Origin of the sequence: Saccharopolyspora kobensis, assembly GCF_900108315.1 — a bacterium.
Lineage (GTDB): Bacteria > Actinomycetota > Actinomycetes > Mycobacteriales > Pseudonocardiaceae > Saccharopolyspora > Saccharopolyspora kobensis.
Map to the genome: position 1 here is coordinate 273,762 of NZ_FNVB01000005.1, position 16,551 is coordinate 290,312.

12 protein-coding genes are annotated in these 16,551 nt (G+C 72.1%); 3 read left to right on the top strand and 9 right to left on the bottom strand.

All coding sequences use genetic code 11. The annotated features are described in order from the left end of the window. Nucleotides 1-43: 43 nt before the first annotated feature. Together C4T78_RS18150 and C4T78_RS18155 are read right to left on the bottom strand one after the other, a co-directional pair. Nucleotides 44-3,307: an ATP-dependent helicase gene (locus C4T78_RS18150; protein ID WP_235863261.1), complete on the bottom strand. Its 3,264-nt coding sequence runs from the start codon at nucleotides 3,305-3,307 to the stop codon at nucleotides 44-46. Further along, nucleotides 3,304-6,474 (bottom strand): ATP-dependent helicase, encoded by a 3,171-nt coding sequence (locus C4T78_RS18155; protein WP_093349155.1) that lies wholly within the window; start codon nucleotides 6,472-6,474, stop codon nucleotides 3,304-3,306. The genes C4T78_RS18150 and C4T78_RS18155 overlap by 4 nt, the downstream gene beginning before the upstream one ends. Nucleotides 6,475-6,836: 362 nt before the next feature. Here C4T78_RS18155 and C4T78_RS18160 point away from each other — a divergent pair, with 362 nt between their 5' ends. After that, complete coding sequence (locus C4T78_RS18160) at nucleotides 6,837-7,823, top strand: chitinase (protein ID WP_093350054.1); 987 nt, start codon at nucleotides 6,837-6,839, stop codon at nucleotides 7,821-7,823. 89 nt (nucleotides 7,824-7,912) lie between these two features. Continuing rightward, nucleotides 7,913-8,230, top strand: coding sequence for an MGMT family protein (locus tag C4T78_RS18165; RefSeq protein ID WP_093349158.1), 318 nt, complete (start codon nucleotides 7,913-7,915; stop codon nucleotides 8,228-8,230). 130 nt (nucleotides 8,231-8,360) lie between these two features. On the opposite strand, the gene C4T78_RS18170 is transcribed toward C4T78_RS18165, so the two are convergent. The 5 genes from C4T78_RS18170 to C4T78_RS18190 all read right to left on the bottom strand — a co-directional run bounded on the left by C4T78_RS18170 (nucleotide 8,361) and on the right by C4T78_RS18190 (nucleotide 13,760). Next, nucleotides 8,361-9,197, bottom strand: a complete 837-nt coding sequence (locus C4T78_RS18170) for a uroporphyrinogen-III synthase (RefSeq protein ID WP_093349161.1) — start codon at nucleotides 9,195-9,197, stop codon at nucleotides 8,361-8,363. A gap of 48 nt (nucleotides 9,198-9,245) precedes the next feature. Next, the gene (locus C4T78_RS18175) at nucleotides 9,246-10,043 is read right to left on the bottom strand and encodes a TIGR02569 family protein (protein ID WP_093349164.1); all 798 of its coding nucleotides are present in this window, start codon (nucleotides 10,041-10,043) and stop codon (nucleotides 9,246-9,248) included. A 124-nt stretch (nucleotides 10,044-10,167) separates the two neighbouring features. Then, nucleotides 10,168-11,340: an adenylyltransferase/sulfurtransferase MoeZ gene (gene moeZ / locus C4T78_RS18180; RefSeq protein WP_093349166.1), complete on the bottom strand. Its 1,173-nt coding sequence runs from the start codon at nucleotides 11,338-11,340 to the stop codon at nucleotides 10,168-10,170. A gap of 250 nt (nucleotides 11,341-11,590) precedes the next feature. Continuing rightward, complete coding sequence (locus tag C4T78_RS18185; RefSeq protein WP_235863263.1) at nucleotides 11,591-12,643, bottom strand: DUF3152 domain-containing protein; 1,053 nt, start codon at nucleotides 12,641-12,643, stop codon at nucleotides 11,591-11,593. 97 nt (nucleotides 12,644-12,740) lie between these two features. Then, on the bottom strand, nucleotides 12,741-13,760 hold the full coding sequence (locus C4T78_RS18190) for an alpha/beta fold hydrolase (RefSeq protein ID WP_235863265.1): 1,020 nt from the start codon (nucleotides 13,758-13,760) through the stop codon (nucleotides 12,741-12,743). Nucleotides 13,761-13,889: 129 nt separating this feature from the next. Between C4T78_RS18190 and C4T78_RS18195 the strand changes: the two genes are divergently transcribed. Then, nucleotides 13,890-14,510, top strand: a complete 621-nt coding sequence (locus tag C4T78_RS18195; RefSeq protein ID WP_093349174.1) for a TetR/AcrR family transcriptional regulator — start codon at nucleotides 13,890-13,892, stop codon at nucleotides 14,508-14,510. A 183-nt stretch (nucleotides 14,511-14,693) separates the two neighbouring features. On the opposite strand, the gene C4T78_RS18200 is transcribed toward C4T78_RS18195, so the two are convergent. Together C4T78_RS18200 and C4T78_RS18205 are read right to left on the bottom strand one after the other, a co-directional pair. After that, a complete protein-coding gene (locus C4T78_RS18200; protein WP_093349177.1) occupies nucleotides 14,694-15,608 on the bottom strand; it encodes an alpha/beta fold hydrolase in 915 nt (304 codons plus the stop codon). Then, the gene (locus tag C4T78_RS18205) at nucleotides 15,605-16,504 is read right to left on the bottom strand and encodes an AurF N-oxygenase family protein (protein WP_093349180.1); all 900 of its coding nucleotides are present in this window, start codon (nucleotides 16,502-16,504) and stop codon (nucleotides 15,605-15,607) included. The genes C4T78_RS18200 and C4T78_RS18205 overlap by 4 nt, the downstream gene beginning before the upstream one ends. Nucleotides 16,505-16,551 lie beyond the last annotated feature (47 nt).

Consider the following 16,551-nt stretch of genomic DNA (forward strand, 5'->3'; position numbering starts at 1 on the left):
GCCATCTCAAGCTCCGCCACCCGAACGTGTTACGACGGCTGGATCACTCCGCGGCGGGCACCGCGGTGATGAGCTCGCGGATGCCGTCGGCGTCGAGCAGGTCCGCCGGGCGCAGGGTGTGGTCGTGGCGGACGTAGTGGAACGCCGCGCGCACCTTCTCCAGCGGGGTGCGGGACAGTTCCGCCCACGCCAGCCGGTAGGCCGCCAGCTGCACCGACAGCGCGGGCACCTGGTCGCCACCGGGCACCGCGCCGGTCTTCCAGTCCACCACCGTCCAGCCGCCGTCGGGATCGCGGAACACCGCGTCCATCCGGCCGCGCAGGACGATTCCCTCCACCTGGGTCTCGAACGGCACCTCGACGCGGTGCGGGGTTCGGTCGGCCCACGCTCCGGCCAGGAACGCCTCCTGCAGCTCGGCCAGATCCTCCTGCAGCGGCGCGGAATCGTCGGCCGCGCCGGGAAGTTCGTCGTACTCCAGCAGCGCCGAGGAGGTGAAGCGGTGCTCCAGCCAGGCGTGGAACGCGGTGCCGCGCCGGGTCATCGGGTTCGGCGGGAACGGCAGCGGGCGGCGCAGCCGCCGGGCCAGACCGTCGGTGTCCCCGGCGAGTTCGACGAGCTGGCTCACCGACAGGTGGTCCGGCAGCCGGACCTGCTCGCGGCGCTGCGCCGCCGCCGCGCGCTCGGCCAGCAGCACGTCCACGTCGCGGGCCCAGCCGTCCTCGTCCTCCTCGTCCGGCTCGATCGAGTCCACTTCGGACAGAGCTGCGCGCACCATCTCCGCGCCCTCGGCGACCGCCGCGCGGCGCGGGCCCAGCGGATCGACCGGCCACTCCGCAGTGCGCACCGCCTCGGCCAGCGGGTTCGAATCGTCCTCGGCGGGTTCCGGGGCCAGGCGGTCGAGCACGCCCGCTCCGGAATCGTTCAGCACCGCCGCCAGTTCCTGGAGGAACACCGACGGCCCCTTCGGCCGGTCGCCGTTCTCGCCCCACCAGTGCCCGGAGAGCAGCAGCGTCCGCTCGGAGCGCGTGACGGCGACGTAGAGCAGTCGGCGTTCCTCGGCGATCCGCCGCTCCTCGAACTCCTCGTCGTGGCGGCCTAGGGCTTCGGTGATCTCCTTGCGGTCCATTCCGGACAGCCGCCCGAGGTCCAGCTGGGGCAGGTCCTGGGCGTCGCCGCGCAGCTCGGCGGGCAGCGCGGTGACCGAGCGCAGCCAGGACGACGACTTGCGCTTGCCCGGGAAGACCTCGTTGACCAGGTGCGGGACGGCCACCACCTGCCACTCCAGGCCCTTGGCCGCGTGCACCGTCAGGACCTGCACGCGGTCTTCGGCGACCTCGACCTCACCCGGCTCCAGGCCGTCCTCGGCGCGCTCGGCGGCGGACAGGTAGTCCAGCAGGGCGGGCAGAGTCGCCGACGGGCTGGTCAGCGCGAAGCTGGTGACCACGTCGGCGAAGGCGTCCAGGTGGATCCGGCCCGGGCCCACCGCTCGCGCGATGCTCTCGATGTCCAGCAGCAGGGTCCGCTCGACGTCGGCGACCAGTTCCGGAAGCGGCTGGTCGAGGCGTCGCCGCAGGCTCGCGAGTTCACTGCCGAGCCGCCGGATCCGCTGGTAGCCGGCCGCGGAGTAGCGGGCGGCGCTGCCGGGGTCGTCGAGCGCGTCGACCAGCCCGGCCTGCTCGGCGTTCTCGCCCGGCAGCGCCGCGGTGACCACTGCGGACGGATCGTCGGAAGCCGGTTCGGTGAACACCTGCGCGCCGAGTTCGCGCGCCCGCTCCCACAGCGCGGCGATGTCGGCGGCGCCGATGCGCCAGCGCGAGCCGGTGAGCAGCCGCATCGCCGCCGTTCCGGCGAGCGGGTCGACCAGCACGCGCAGGGCGCTGACCAGGTCGCGCACTTCGGCCTCGTCGAGGAGCCCGCCGAGGCCGACGACCTCCACGGGCAGTCCGCGCTCGCGCAGCACGGCTGCGATGTCCGCCATGTCCGCGCGGCGCCGCACCAGCACTGCCGTGGTCGGCGGCTGGTCCCCGTCGTCCACCGCGGCGTGCCAGCGGGCGGCGATCTGGTCGGCGAGCCAGTCGAGCTCCTCGCGGACGTCACCGGTCAGGGCCAGCCGGATGTCGCCGGGCGCCGCGCCTTCCCTGGCGCGCAGCTCGTCCACTTCGAGCCCGGTGCTGCGCAGCGGCTCGGACACCGCGTTGGCCAGCTTCAGGACCTCCTCGGGATTCCGGAAGCTGGTCAGCAGCCCGTACCGGCGCGCGGGGAGCTTCCGCCCGTCCTCGGTGCGCGGGAAGTCGGTGGTGAAGCGCGGCAGGTTCGCCGCGCTCGCGCCGCGCCAGCCGTAGATCGCCTGCGCCGGGTCGCCCACCGAGGTGACCGGAAGCGGATCGCCCTGGCCGAACAGCGAGCGCAGCAGCACCCGCTGCGCGTGCCCGGTGTCCTGGTACTCGTCGAGCAGCACCGCGCCGTACCGGGCCCGTTCGCCTTCGACGACCTCGGGGTGTTCGGCGGCCAGGAGCGCGGCGAGCGACATCTGGTCGGCGAAGTCCATCGCGCCTTCCCGCCGCTTGCTCTGCGCGTACTCCTCGACCAGCGGCAGCAGCGCGATCCGCAGCTGCTGCGCGGCGACGACCTTCACCAGCTCCTGCGGCAGGTTCGCGCGCTGCCCCTTCGCGCGCGGCGCGTTCTCGATGATCTCGCTGAGCCTCTCGGCGTGGTCGCGCAGATCGCCCGGGCGCACCAGGTGCTCGGCGAGTTCCCCGGCCAGCGACAGCACGTAGCCGGTCACCGTGGCAGGCACCTTGTCGGTGTCGAGGTCTTCGGTCCAGGTCGCGACCACGCGGTGCGCGAGCTGCCACGACGCCGTCTCCGACAGCAGCCGCGCTCCCGGCTCGACCGGTACCCGCAGCCCGTGCTCGCCGACGATCCGCCCGGCGTAGGCGTGGTAGGTCAGCACCGTCGGGTCCTCGGTGAGCACCGCGGAGCGCAGCTGCCCGCTCGGGTCGACCTCGTCCAGCAGCCCCGATCCGGCGAGCCTGCGCAGCCGCGCGCGCACCCGGTCGGCGAGCTGCCGCGCGGCCTTCCGCGTGAAGGTCAGGCCGAGCACGCGCTCCGGCGTGACCAGCTGGTTGGCCACCAGCCAGACCACGCGAGCGGCCATGGTCTCGGTCTTGCCCGCACCCGCACCCGCGACGACCAGCGCCGGCTCGGCGGGCGCGGCGATGACCGCGGCCTGCTCCGGGGTCGGCGGGTGCAGTCCTAGCGCCTGGGCGATCCGGTGCGGACTGACCAGCGGCCGCGCCTCGCTCACTGGGAGACCTGTCTTCCCGCCGGGTGGACCGGGCAGGAGGTCCGCGCCGGGCAGCGGGAGCAGTCGGAGTTCTCGGTGGCCACGTAGGCCGGTCCGAGGCTGTCGGCCGCCGCCGTGTGCACCACGTCGAGCCACACCTTGATGCGGTCTTCGTCCAGCGCCTGCTGGGTCCGCTCGGTGGCCGCGCCCTTGCGGTCGGACTTCGCCACGTACAGCAGCCGCGCTCCGCCCGGGCCGTCGTGCTCGCCGAACGCGCCCAGCGCGGCCGCGAGCTGGTAGACCGCGAGCTGCGGGTGCTCCTCGGCATCGCCCTTGCTGACCGGGTTCTTCCCGGTCTTGACGTCGACCACGACGGGACGTCCTTCGGCGTCGGCCTCCAGCCGGTCGACCCGGCCGCGCAGCCGCAGCCACGGACCGCCCTCGCGCGGCGGGACGGTGACGTCGAGGTCCTTCTCCACGCCGATCTGGGTGAGTTCGGCGCGCGACTGCACCAGCCAGTTCACGAAGGCGTCGAGCATGCTCTCCACGCGCTTGCGCTCCTTGCGGGAGAACCACGGCGCACCGGCGTCCACCGACTCCCAAGCGTCGTCGAGCGCCTTGTGCAGCTGCGCGGTGTCCGCGCCGTCTGCGGCGGCCTGCACGAGCGCGTGCACCAAAGTTCCGGTGATCGAGGCGAGTTCGGCGGTGTCCTGACCGCCGTGCCGCTCCACCAGCCAGCGCAGCGGGCAGGTGGCCAGGATGTCCACTGTGGACGGCGAGACGCGCACCGGCTCGTCGCCGGTCACCAGCGGCCGGTCCGTCGAGCTCTCCGGCAGCCCGTACCAGCTGTCCGGGCTGGCGCCCGGCACGTTCGCCGCGGCCAGCCGGGCCAGCTGCTTCGCCGCCCGCTCGCGCCGCCGCGGCTCGGACGCCGAATCGCACACCACCCGGCGCAGCTCGCCGACCAGGTCGGCCAGCGCCAGACCGCGCTCCGGCCGCGCGATCGGCCGCTCCACCACGTCGGGATCGCTGTCCACGCCCTCCAGCTCGTCGAGGAACCGCGACGGCTGGTCGTCCTCACCGCGCACCGCGCTGACCAGCAGGTTCCGCCGCGCCCGGCTGGCGGCGACGCGCAGCAGCCTGCGCTCTTCGGCCAGCAGCGGCGCGGTGGCCGACACCCGCTCGGAGTCCATCCCGGACAGCACGTCCACCAGGCGCTCCACGCCGAGCAGCGATCCGCGCAACCGGAGATCCGGCCAAATCCCTTCCTGCACACCGGGAATCGCCACGACCTCCCACTCCTGACCGCTCGCGGCGTGCGCGGTGAGCACCCGGACCGCGTTGTCGCGAGGCGCGGTCGGCGCGAGCGAGCTGCCCGCGATCTGCTGGCTGGTCAGGTAATCGGCGAAACCGGCGGCGTCGGCACCGGGCAGGCGGTCGACGTACTGGGCGGCCGCGTCGAAGAGCGACACGATGGCGTCGAGGTCGCGGTCGGCCTGAGCACCGGCGGTGCCGTGCCGCTCGGTCTGCGCCACCCAGCGCTTCTCCAGCCCGCTGGCCTTCCAGACGCGCCACAGCGTTTCCTCCACGCTGTGCCCGGCGGCGACCGAGTCGGACGCCTTGCGCAGCAGGCCCGCGACGCGGCGGGCGGGCTCGGCGGCGGAGTCCTCCAGCGCGGCGAGGCGGTCGTCGTCCTGCAGCACCTCCACCAGCAGCTCACCGCTGCCACGCGCGCCGCCCGCGGCGAGCTCCAGGCGGCGGAGACCTCGGCGCAGCCGGCGCAGCGCCAGCGGGTCGGCGCCGCCGAGCGGCGAACCCAGCAGTTCGGCGGCAGCGTCCGGGTCGAGCGCCTGTGGACGCGCGGCACAGCGCAGGAGCGTCAGCAGCGGACGGACCGCGTTGCGCTGCGCCAGCGGGATGTCGTCGACGGGCAGCGCGATCGGCACGCCCGCCGCGAGCAGGGCGCGGCGCAGCACCGGCAGCGAGAGCCCCGTCGAGCGCACCACGACAGCCATCTCCGACCACGGGATCTCGTCGAGCAGATGCGCGCGCCGCAGCTGGTCGGCGACCCAGGACGCCTCCTGCGCCTCGGTGGCCAGCAGCCGCACCTGCACCGAGCCGTCGCGGCCGTCTTCGGGCTCGACCAGCTGGCGCTGCGGGCCCGCACCCGGCAGCCGCTCCGCCAGCCGCTGCACGGCCTCCCGGACCGCTTTGGACATCCGGTGGTCGACCGTCAGCACCTCGGTGCTGTTGCCGTCCGGATCGGAGTCCAGCAGGCAGCGCGGGTCGGCACCGCGGAACGAGTACACCGCCTGGTCCGGGTCACCGGCCAGCACGAACTCGGTCGCGGTGTCGCCGAGCCGCCTGATCAGCCAGTACTGCTGCGGGTCCAGGTGCTGCGCGTCGTCGACGAAGACGTAGCGCACCCGGTCCTGCTCGGCGGCCAGCAGCTTCGGGTCGGTGTCGAAGGCCAGCAGCGCCGAACCGACCAGCTCGGCGGCGTCCAGCGCGGGAGCCTGCGAACCACCGGCACCGCGCAGCAGCGTGACCTGCTCGTACTGCCGCGCGAACTTGCCCGCGGCGACCCACTCGGGACGGCCGTGCCGGCGGCCGAGCGCTGCCAGCCGCTCCGGGCCGACGCCGCGCTCAGCGGCCCGCAGGAGAAGGTCGCGCAGCTCCTCGGCGAAGCCGGGAACGGTCAGCGCCGGGCGCAGCGGCTCCGGCCAGTCACCGGCGCCCTCCTCCACGTCACCGGCCAGCAGATCGCGCACCAGCGCGTCCTGGTCCGGACCGTTGAGCAGCTGCGGCGGCGGCAGCTGCTCGCGCACCGCTTGCAGCCGCAGCACCGCAAAGGCGTAGGAGTGGACGGTCCGCACCAGCGGTTCGGGCGCGGTGCGCACCTCCGGCGACGAGCCGGTGAGCCGACGGGTGATCTCGGTGCGCATCCAGGCCGCGGCGCGGCGGCTCGCGGTCAGGACCAGCACGTTCTCCGGCGACACCTCGCGGTTGCGGATCCGGTCGGCGGCCAGCTCGGCGATGAGGGTGCTCTTGCCGGTCCCCGGGCCGCCGAGCACGCGCAGGAAACCGAAGGAGTGCGCCAGCGCCCGCTGCCCGGCTTCGTCCCACGTGACGCGCTGCCGAGCAGGTTCGGCGCGGCGCACGAGCACGGGCGCGGTCGGGGAAGGCACCCATCGATGGAACCACGCGTCAACGACAAGGTCGCGAAGGGCTCGCGGTTCGCCGTTTCGATCTCGCCCGCAGGTGGGAGCCCTGCCGCGCCGGTTCGCGCGTCCCCCGTTCCGGGACCCCGGAGCCGCGATTGAACCGCCGGGCGCTCACCGCACGTGTAACCGGCGGCAAGCCGTTCACCACCGATTTCCACCGAATCTTCACGCGCGAGTAGCGCCGATTCAATGTGAATTCAAGACCGCCTTTTGGTGGTACAAACCAATTTTTTTCTCTGGCAAGGTTCCGGATCACCACGGGAAGACCGCCCGTGACCTGCGAAATCACTCCCCCGAGACGCATGGATCCCCCGAAGGAGGAAACCGTGAGCAAGGTCCGCAAGAGCCTGCTTACCTGCGCTGCGGCCACAGCAGCACTGGCCCTCGGTGCTGTTCCCGCTCTCAGCGCTGAAGCGACCGACGCCCGAGCCGACGCCGCCGCTCCGGTCGCCGCCTCGCCCTACCTCTACAACGGCTGGGGCAACCCGCCGGCGGTCGGCGAGGTGATGAGCGCCACCGGCATCAAGGACTTCACGCTGGCGTTCATCCTCTCCGACGGCACCTGCAACCCCACCTGGGACGGCAACCGCCCGCTGGACGGCCCGGACAAGGCGGTCATCGAGGACGTCCGCGCCAACGGCGGCGACGTCATCCCGTCCATCGGCGGCTGGGCGGGCAACAAGCTCGGCGAGGCCTGCCAGGACGCGCAGTCGCTGGCCGCCGCCTACCAGAAGCTGATCGACGCCTACGACCTGAAGGCCATCGACATCGACATCGAGGCGACCGAGTTCGAGACGCCCGCGGTGCAGGACCGGGTCCTGGAGGCGCTGAAGACGGTCAAGGAGGCCAACCCCGGCCTGCAGACCGTGGTCACCTTCCCGACCCTGATCAGCGGCCCGAACGAGCACGGCCAGCGGCTGATCGACAAGGCCGCCGAGATCGGCGCGAACGTCGACGTCTGGACGCAGATGCCGTTCAACTTCGGCGGCACCGACATGGCGGCGGACACCATCACCTCCACCGAAGCGCTGAAGGAGCGGCTCAAGGCCGCCTTCGGCTACAGCGACGCGGAGGCCTACGCGCACGCGGGCATCTCCTCGATGAACGGCAAGACCGACGTCGGCGAGGTCGTCACTCCGGCCGACTTCCAGAAGATGGCCGACTACGCCAAGGAGAAGAACCTCGGCCGGTTCACCTTCTGGGCGCTGAACCGCGACCGCCAGTGCGAAGGCGGTGGCGGCGGGGACTCCTGCAGCGGCATCCCGCAGCAGCAGTGGGAGTTCACCAAGATCGTCGCGGGCTTCCAGGGCTGATCCTCCGGCTGCCGCGAGGCAACGGCCACCGCTGAGCGGACCGTTCGCCTCGCGGCAGCGGTGCGCGGGGGTGCGGTAGCTTCGGGTGCGTGAACGAGGAGACCTGGGAGCAGGTGCGGGCGGTCGTGGCCTCGATCCCGCCCGGATCGGTGCTCTCCTACGGCGACGTGGCCGAGATCGCCGGGCTGCGTTCGGCGCGCATCGTGGGCCGCATCCTCGCCGAGGACAGCGCCGATCTGCCGTGGCACCGGGTTCTGCGCTCCAACGGCACGGTCGCCGAACACCTCCGGCAGCGCCAGCTGGAACTGCTGCGCGCCGAGGGCGTCCTTGCCGACGGCGCGCGCGTCAGCATGCGCCGCTACCGCTGGAACCCCGAGGAGGAGCCCACCCCTGGCTCCGCGGTCTAGCCACCGAAGCACCAGTGCTTTCCACCGGCCCGGCCGAGGAAGCGCCTGCCCACGTTCGGTGTCGCGCCGGACTTCCCTCCACTTCAGCGAACTCCGCGTCCACCGCAACCGGAAATCGCGCTCCCGCAAGTCAGTCTACTTCGGACTGACGACGTCCCGGCAGTTCGTCGGCGACCAAGCGCACCAGGGCGGCGGTGCGGGAACGCTCCGGCATGGCGTACGGCAGCCCGGCGGCGGCGATCGGCGCGGCGGTGACCGGCCCGACGCACGCGACGAAGACCTCGTCCCGCAGCACTTCCCGCAATCGCTCACCCCGCCCGGTGCGATCCGCGCGCGCGAGGAAGTTGGTGGCGGCGGGCGCGCTGGTGAACGGCAGTGCGTCCACTTCGCCCCGCAGCACCGCGTCGATCAGCCCGTCCAGCGCACCCAGATCGACCGGATCCGTCCAGCGGTACACCGTCACCGGCACCACCTCTGCACCGGCGTCGCGCAGCGCACGGCGGAACTCCAGCATCGGGTCCCCGTGCACCTGCAGCACGACCCGCTTCCCGGCGAGGTCCCGCTCCAGCAGATGCGCGAGGACCTCAGCGGATTCCTCCGAAGGCGAGGTGAAGGACTCCACGAGCCCAGCACCCCGCACCGCGCCGCGCGCCTTCGCGCCCCGAGCCGCCACCTCGGCCGAACTCAGGTGCGCCCGCAACCGCTCACCGGCACCGGCGTGCTCGGCGGCCTCGAACCAGCCCCGGAACCCGATCCCGGTGATGGCCACGACGTGGTCGACCGGCGCGGCGAGCACCTCCGCGGTGGCCGCGGCGAGCTCACCGTCCTCCGGCAACGGCACGGTGTGCATGGCCGCACCGAACACCACCCGCGCACCTCGCCGAGCGAGCAACGCCCCGATCTCCTCGGCCTTGCGCTCGGCCGTCACACCCACCGTGAAACCGCGCAGCGGCTGCTCCTCGTCCACAGCCCCATCCTCACACCACGCGGCGACCCCGGTGAAGGGCGCCGGGATTCAGAGGACTTCGAGGACCATCTGGGAGGCGCGTTCCAGGCCGGTGAGGGTCTGGGTGGAGGAACGCGGATGCAGGGCGTGCACCGCCAGCCGGAACAGCAGCGCGCGCAGCAGCGCCTGCGGCCAGTCGGACAGGTGCGACCAGCGCTCCACGATCGCCGCGTCCGCACCGCCCCAGGCCAGCGCGTCGATCACCACGACCGCCGCCGCCCACTCGGCGGGCCGCCAGTACGGGTTGAAGTCGATGATGCCGGGCGCCGCGTCATCGGTGAACAGCACGTTGCCGAACAGATCGCCGTGCACCACCTGCGGTCCCAGCTGGACCTCGCGCCGCGAGCCGGCGAGCACGTCGTAGAGGCGCCCGCCCTTCTCCTCCGGCAGCGCGTACTCCTCCTCGCCCCAGGCCATCCGGTCGGCCAGCGCGTAGATGTCCTGGCGGGCCTGCAGGAATCGCGGCCGGGCCAGGAAGCGGCTTGCCGAGTGCAGGCGCAGCGACATCGCCACCACGTCGTCGTGCCGGGGCTCGGCGCGGCCGGCGATGTTCCGGCTGGCCGACCAACCCGACACCACCCAGCGGCCATCGGTGGACCGGACCGGGCGGGAGACCCGCACCTCGTCCGGTTCGAGCAGGTCGAGGGTCTGCGCGACCCAGGCGGCTTCGGCGGTGTTCGCGGCGGGCTTCAGCACGATGTCCCCGCACCGCCAGGCGACCGCGCCCTCCAGCGGCTCAGGATCTTCGACGCGCGCGCCGAATGCCGCGCGCACGTGCGGCGGTGGCGGCTCCGGCGTAGGACTCACGCGCCAGACGCTACATCGATGATCGCCGAATCCGCAGCAGGCACTCCGAAGCCCGCGAACACATCACTTCGAACGGCAGCGGGCCGACGGGTGCCGAAGCACCCACCGGCCCGCTGCGCTCGGATCAGTAGGTCGGGAGGCTCGGGTCGACTTCCTTGGCCCAGCCGAGAACTCCGCCACCGACGTGCACCGCGTCCGCGAAACCCGCCTTGTGCAGGGCCGCGAGGGTCTCGGCCGAGCGCGCGCCGGACTTGCAGTGCAGGACGATCTTGCGGTCCTGCGGCAGCTCCGACAGCGCCTCACCGGAGAGGATGCGGTCCTTCGGGATCAGCTTCGAGCCCTCGATCTTGACGATCTCGTACTCGTGCGGCTCCCGGACGTCGATCAGCTCGAACTTCTCGCCCCGGTCGAACATCTCCTTGAGCTCGCCGGGGGTGATCGTGCTCTTCGCCGCCGCTTCCTGGGCGTCGGAGGAGACCACGCCGCAGAACGCCTCGTAGTCGATCAGCTCGGTGATCGGCGTGGCGTTCGGGTCCTTGCGGATCTTGACGGTGCGGTAGCTCATCTCCAGCGCGTCGTAGATCATCAGCCGGCCGAGCAGCGTCTCGCCGATGCCGGTGATCAGCTTGATCGCCTCGTTGACCATGATCGAGCCGATGGAGGCGCACAGCACGCCGAGGACGCCGCCCTCGGCGCAGGAGGGCACCATGCCGGGCGGCGGCGGCTCCGGGTACAGGTCGCGGTAGTTCGGGCCGTGCTGGTCCCAGAACACGCTGGCCTGGCCCTCGAAGCGGAAGATCGAGCCCCACACGTACGGCTTGCCGAGCAGCACCGCCGCGTCGTTGACCAGGTACCGGGTGGCGAAGTTGTCCGTGCCGTCCAGGATCAGGTCGTAGTCGCGGAAGATGTCGAGCGCGTTGTCCGAGCTCAGGTGCGTCTGGTGCAGGACCACCTTGACGTACGGGTTGACCTCGGCGATCGAGTCGCGAGCCGATTCCGCCTTGGGCCTGCCGAGATCGGACTGCCCGTGGATGACCTGGCGGTGCAGGTTGGACTCGTCGACCTCGTCGAACTCCACGATGCCGAGCGTGCCCACCCCGGCCGCGGCCAGGTACAGCAGCGCCGGGCTGCCCAGGCCGCCGGCGCCGACCACCAGCACCTTGGCGTTCTTCAACCGCTTCTGCCCGTCCATCCCGACGTCCGGGATGATCAGGTGGCGGCTGTAGCGCGCGACCTCTTCCTTGGTCAGCTCATCCGCCGGTTCGACCAGCGGCGGCAGCGACGTTGCGCCGGACATTCCCAGCTCCTCCTCAATGGTCGGCGCCACCAGCGCGCGAGCACGTCAGCAGCACCTCAGTCAGGCTCCCCGAAGAGCACCCGAACGGGGTCTCACAGGATCTGCAACGCAAGACTCCCCGATGCGCTTCCGCAACCCAAACTACTCCCACACTCCGGGACGGAACCCGGTCGCGACACACCCGGAGACCGGGGAACCGCTCAGGTTCCGCTACCCGCACCGCCACGCGAACCGAGCCTGGAATCAGCTCTCACGGGATCGGGAAGGGCCACGCGTTGGGCTTGCAGACGAAACCGTCCGCCGGGATCTGGGTGCCCTGATCGGCGATCTTGTTCAGCTCGTGCAGCTCGTTGTTCGAGACGCTGAAGGTCTGCTGCATCATCACCGGCGCGAGTCCGCCCTGCGTCGGGCAGCCGACGTGCTTGTTGCCGAAGACGTGCCCGACCTCGTGGTTGATCGCGTAGCGCCGGTAGCTGCCCATGTCGCCCTCGAACGACACCGCGCCGCGCACCCAGCGGGCCGCGTTCAGGTACACCATCTCGCCCTTGCGGCACGAGCTGTCGTAGGGCACGCCGTTGCTGTAGTCGCAGGCTTCGCGCGCGGTCTGCTGGCTGACCAGGATCACCCGGAAGTCCGGGCTCTCACCGCCCGCGTCCACCCGCTGCAGCGAGATCGGCCCGGTGCTGGTGGCGCCCTGCGGGTTGGTCCAGCTGCGCGGGTCGGACAGCGTGGACTGCACCAGGTTGCCGAACTCGGCGTTCGGGTCGGCGATCTCGACGCCGACCTCGATCTCGACGGTGTAGCGGTACAACCGCCCGGTGCCGACCACCTCCGAGGTGCCGGGCAGCACCCGGAAGGTGCGCGCGCCGGTCTCCGGGATCTCGCCGCCCTCGGGCGGCAGGTCCGCGGAGAACAGCTCCGGGCCGAACCGCTGCCCGGGGACTTCGGTGACGACCGGTTCCTCCGGGGACTCCGACTCGCCCGCCGCCTGCTCGGTGATGGCACCGCCGTCGGTGGGCCGAACGGTCTGGAACACGGCGAGCGCGCTGATCACGACCAGCAGCGGGACCGCGTAGATCCGCCAGCCGTACCGGGACATCACGCCCGGTCGCTTGCGGCGCGGGCGCGGTTCGTCGTCCTCGAAGTCCTCCGCCTCGTCGAGGTCCTCGGGCTCGGCCGTGGGGTTCCAGGACGCCGCCAGCGGCTCCCCGCGGCGCTCTTCCGCCCCTGCGCGCGCCTTGGTACGACCTGCCGGTCGGCGGTCGTTCGCGGAGTTACGAGGTCGCTGCGGCGGGCGGGTCACGCACACTAGCGTGCCACAGCCCATCCGGCACCCCAGGTCACACCGGCCACCGCGCGTGACCGACCCGGCGGGGCCGCCCCGGACCGGCCCAATCCGATCACCACAGATCTTCGGCCCCGGCCAGGCCGAGCACCGCCCGCGCGACTATCCGTGGCCGTTCCATCTGCGCGACATGACCTGTTCGTGGCAGCACGAGCAGCTTCCCGCGCGGCACCAGCAGCGCGGTGCGCGGCGCCTTGCGCACCGAGACCACCCGGTCCTGCGCGCCCCACACGACGAGCGTCGGCGCGCTGATCTCCGGGAGCAGCCGCCACAGCGAGCGCGCGGGAGGCACCAGCCAGGAGCGCACCAGTTCCATCGTGGTCCGCCCCAGCGCCGGGCCGGCCCAGGGCAGCCCGTCGCGCTCCTCGAACTCCGCGACCGCCTCGGCGAAGCGGTGCTCCGGCACCACGCCCGGGTCGGCGAAGCACAACCGCATCAGCTGCGCGGTCCGCTCGGCCGCGGTCGTGGTGGCCAGCTGCCTGCGGGCCCTGGTCCCGAGCACGGGGAGCATCGCCAGCGCGATCCGCGGATCGGAGAGCCGTCGCGGGTCCAGCCGCAGATCGGGCATCGCCGGGGAGATCAGCGTGAGCGTGGCGACCAGGTCCGGGCGCTGCACCGCCACCTCGATCGCCACCGCCGCGCCGAAGGAGTTGCCGGTCAGGTGCACCGGGCCGGGCAGCTGCGCCAGCAGACCGATCACCACTTCGGCGTTGGCGCGGCGGGTGCAGGCGAAGCCGGGCGGCGGTTCGGTGCGGCCGAAGCCGGGCAGGTCGACGGCGATGCTGCGCAGCCGGGGCGCCAGCACCGCGGCGAGGTCGGTCCAGTTCGTCGACGAACCGGCCAGCCCGTGCAGGTGGACCGCGGTCTCGGCGCTCGCCGACGGCGCGGGCGTCTCCCGCACGTGCAGGCGCACCGGACCTTGGCCCGTGGCGACTTCGAGGTGCCGACCGGGCGGCGGCTTGGCGGTGAGGTCGAGCGGCGCAACGCCGTCGACCACCAGCGGCACCCGCGTCAGCTCCCGCCGGCCCAGCCGGTCTCCTCCGGGGCGCGCAACGGCAGACGTCGTCGTGGTCACACCTACAGCATGATGGCCCTGCCACCACCGGATTTCGCTACCTACCACTACCGGCGAGTAGAGTCAGGCCGCACCGGAGGTCGCGGAGACCGCCGTGAGCGTTTGGGAAGGAACCGGGTGGAGGCGAGGATGACCGAGACCGCGCAACCGAGCCGAGGTGTCCGGTTGCCCCGCGACGCACGCCGGGCGCAGCTGCTCGAAGCTGCACAGCACGTGTTCGTGCACAACGGCTACCACGCGGCGGCGATGGACGACATCGCGGAGCGCGCGGGGGTCAGCAAGCCCGTCCTCTACCAGCACTTCCCCGGCAAGCTGGAGCTGTACCTGGCGCTGCTGGAGACGCACGGCAACGAGCTGGTGCGCCGCGTCCGCGAGGCGATCGCCTCCACTTCGGACAACAAGCAGCGGGTGCGGGCGGCGATCGGTGCGCTCTACGAGTTCGTCGCGGGCGAGGGCCAGGCGTTCCGGCTGGTGTTCGAGTCCGATCTGCGCGGCGAGCCCGCCGTGGAGAAGGCCGTGGAAGATGCCCTGGACGGGTGCATCGACGCGATCACCGAGGCGGTGACGGCGGATGCCGGGCTGGACGCCGAGCGCGCCCGCCTGCTGGCCGTCGGCCTGGTCGGCCTGAGCCAGGTGACCGCGCGCTACTGGCTGGACGTGCGCGGGACGATCGCCCTCGAAGAGGCGGTCGGGCTGATGTCCACGCTCGCCTGGAAGGGCCTCGCGGGCTTCCCGCTGCAGAACCCCTGACCCACCGGAGTCCGCCGCCGGGCGACACCCCCGCAATTTCAATTGAAATCGAACGTCCAATTTCAATTGAAGTTGCACCCCGTCGGCGTGTCGGGCGTCGACACGCCGACGGGGTGTCGGGTTTCAGGCGATTTCAATTGAAATTGCACATCTGATTTCAATTGAAATCTCGCGGAACAGCGGTCAGCCGGTGGCTCGGGCGACCAGTTCGGCGATGCGGTCGGTGACCTCCGCCGTCCGCTCCAGCGGGAGCATGTGGCCCGCTCCCGCGTAGATCAGCAGCTTCGCATCCGGCAGCGCCTCGGCGATGCGGCGCGAGTGGGTGTGCGGCGTGAGGCGGTCGGCGAGCCCCGAGAGCACCACGGTCGGGATGTCCCGCAGCACGGCCAGCGCGTCGAGCCGGTCGTGGTCGATCAGCGCTTCGCGGTAGGCCGCCATGTTCGCCGGGTGGCACGCCGCCACCCAGTCCGCCGTGACGGCCACGTCGCGGGCCTCCGGCCCGGTGCCGAACAGCAGCCAGCGCATGCCCGGCCGCATCCAGGACGACTGCGGGCTCAACCGCTTCCCGCGAGCCGCCGCGAGGCGCTTGCGCACCACCCGCTCGCCCCGGTTGGCCAGTGCCGCGACCGGTGCGGGCAGGCCGAGGGTGGGCGCCGCCAGATCACCGCTGGAGGTCGCCACCAGAGCCACTCCGGCGACGCGCTGCCGGACCAGCTCCGGGTGCCGCTCGGCCAGCGCCATGATCGTCATGCCGCCCATCGAGTGCCCGGCCAGCACCACCGGTCCGACCGGAACGCGCTCGGCGATCAGCTCCGCGAGGTCGTCCGCGCAGCGCCGGATGCTGGCGCTGCCCGGCTGCGCCGGGTCGCTCTCGCCGTGGCCGCGCAGGTCGTACCGGATCGTGCGCACCTCCACGCCGGAGGCCGCCGGCAGGCCGGTCACCACCCGGTCCCACAGGTGCTTGGTCAGCGTCCAACCGTGCACGAGCACGACGGTGACGGGCGCGTCGGCCGGTCCTTCGTCGACGACGCGCAGCCGGGCGCCGTCGCTGGTGGTGAACTCGTCGGCGGTCGTGGTCTGCAAGTTCGCTCCCGTCATCGGATCAGGTAAGCCTTCTTCCACCAGTACATGCCCGGTTTGCCGACCAGCCCGGCCTCGTCCAGGAACGACATGATCTTCTCGCCGCCCCAGTGCAGGGTGTCCCGCCAGTTCGGGTTCCGCCAGGCCGCTTCGAGGCCGTCCCGCGGCCGGATCCCGACCGCCTTGTAGACGTGCGGGTTGATCAGGCTGAAGCAGATCGCGTAGGACACCAGCGCGGTCCAGAACTGGTGGTAGGCGCGCTCCGCGGCGTTGCACTCGGCCATCCGGCGCACCACCTCCTCGCGCGCGAAGGTCACGTGCCGGGCCTCCTCCAGCACGTGGATGCGGTTGATCATGCGCACCAGCGGCTGGACCTCCGGGTCGTTCATCTGGTCCCGCTGGTAGCGGTCCAGGATCTCCTCGGCGACCAGGATGGACGCGTACGCCGACGGCCCGCGCAGGGTCGCGGGCAGGATCCGGCCGCCGAGCTTGAGCAGCGGCAGCGGCCCGTAGGCGGGTGCCCCGACGCGGTCGACGGCCTTGGCGAACATCGTGGAGTGGCGGCACTCGTCGGCCACCTCGGTCAGCGCGTACTGGGCGTGGTTGGTGCGCGGGTCGGAGTCGTAGAACTCCTTGAGCAGCATCTGCATCAGCAGGACTTCGAACCACAGGCCGTTGGAGGCGATGCTGGCGAACTCGTGCTTGGTGAGCTCGATGCGCTGCTCGTCGCTCAACCGGTCCCAGAGCGGCGTGCCGTAGAGCGAGCTCCGGTGGAACGGGATGAACGGCTTGCCCTCGACCAGCGGTGCGTCCCAGTCCACGTCGACTTCGGGGTCGTAGCTGTTCCGGGCGGACGAGTTCAGCAGTCTGCCGGCCGTCTTCTCCCGGTCGTTGACCTGCAAGGCCCTGCTCATCCGGTGATCACCCTCTCCGCCGCCACGTTGCGTGTTACTTGAGGTAA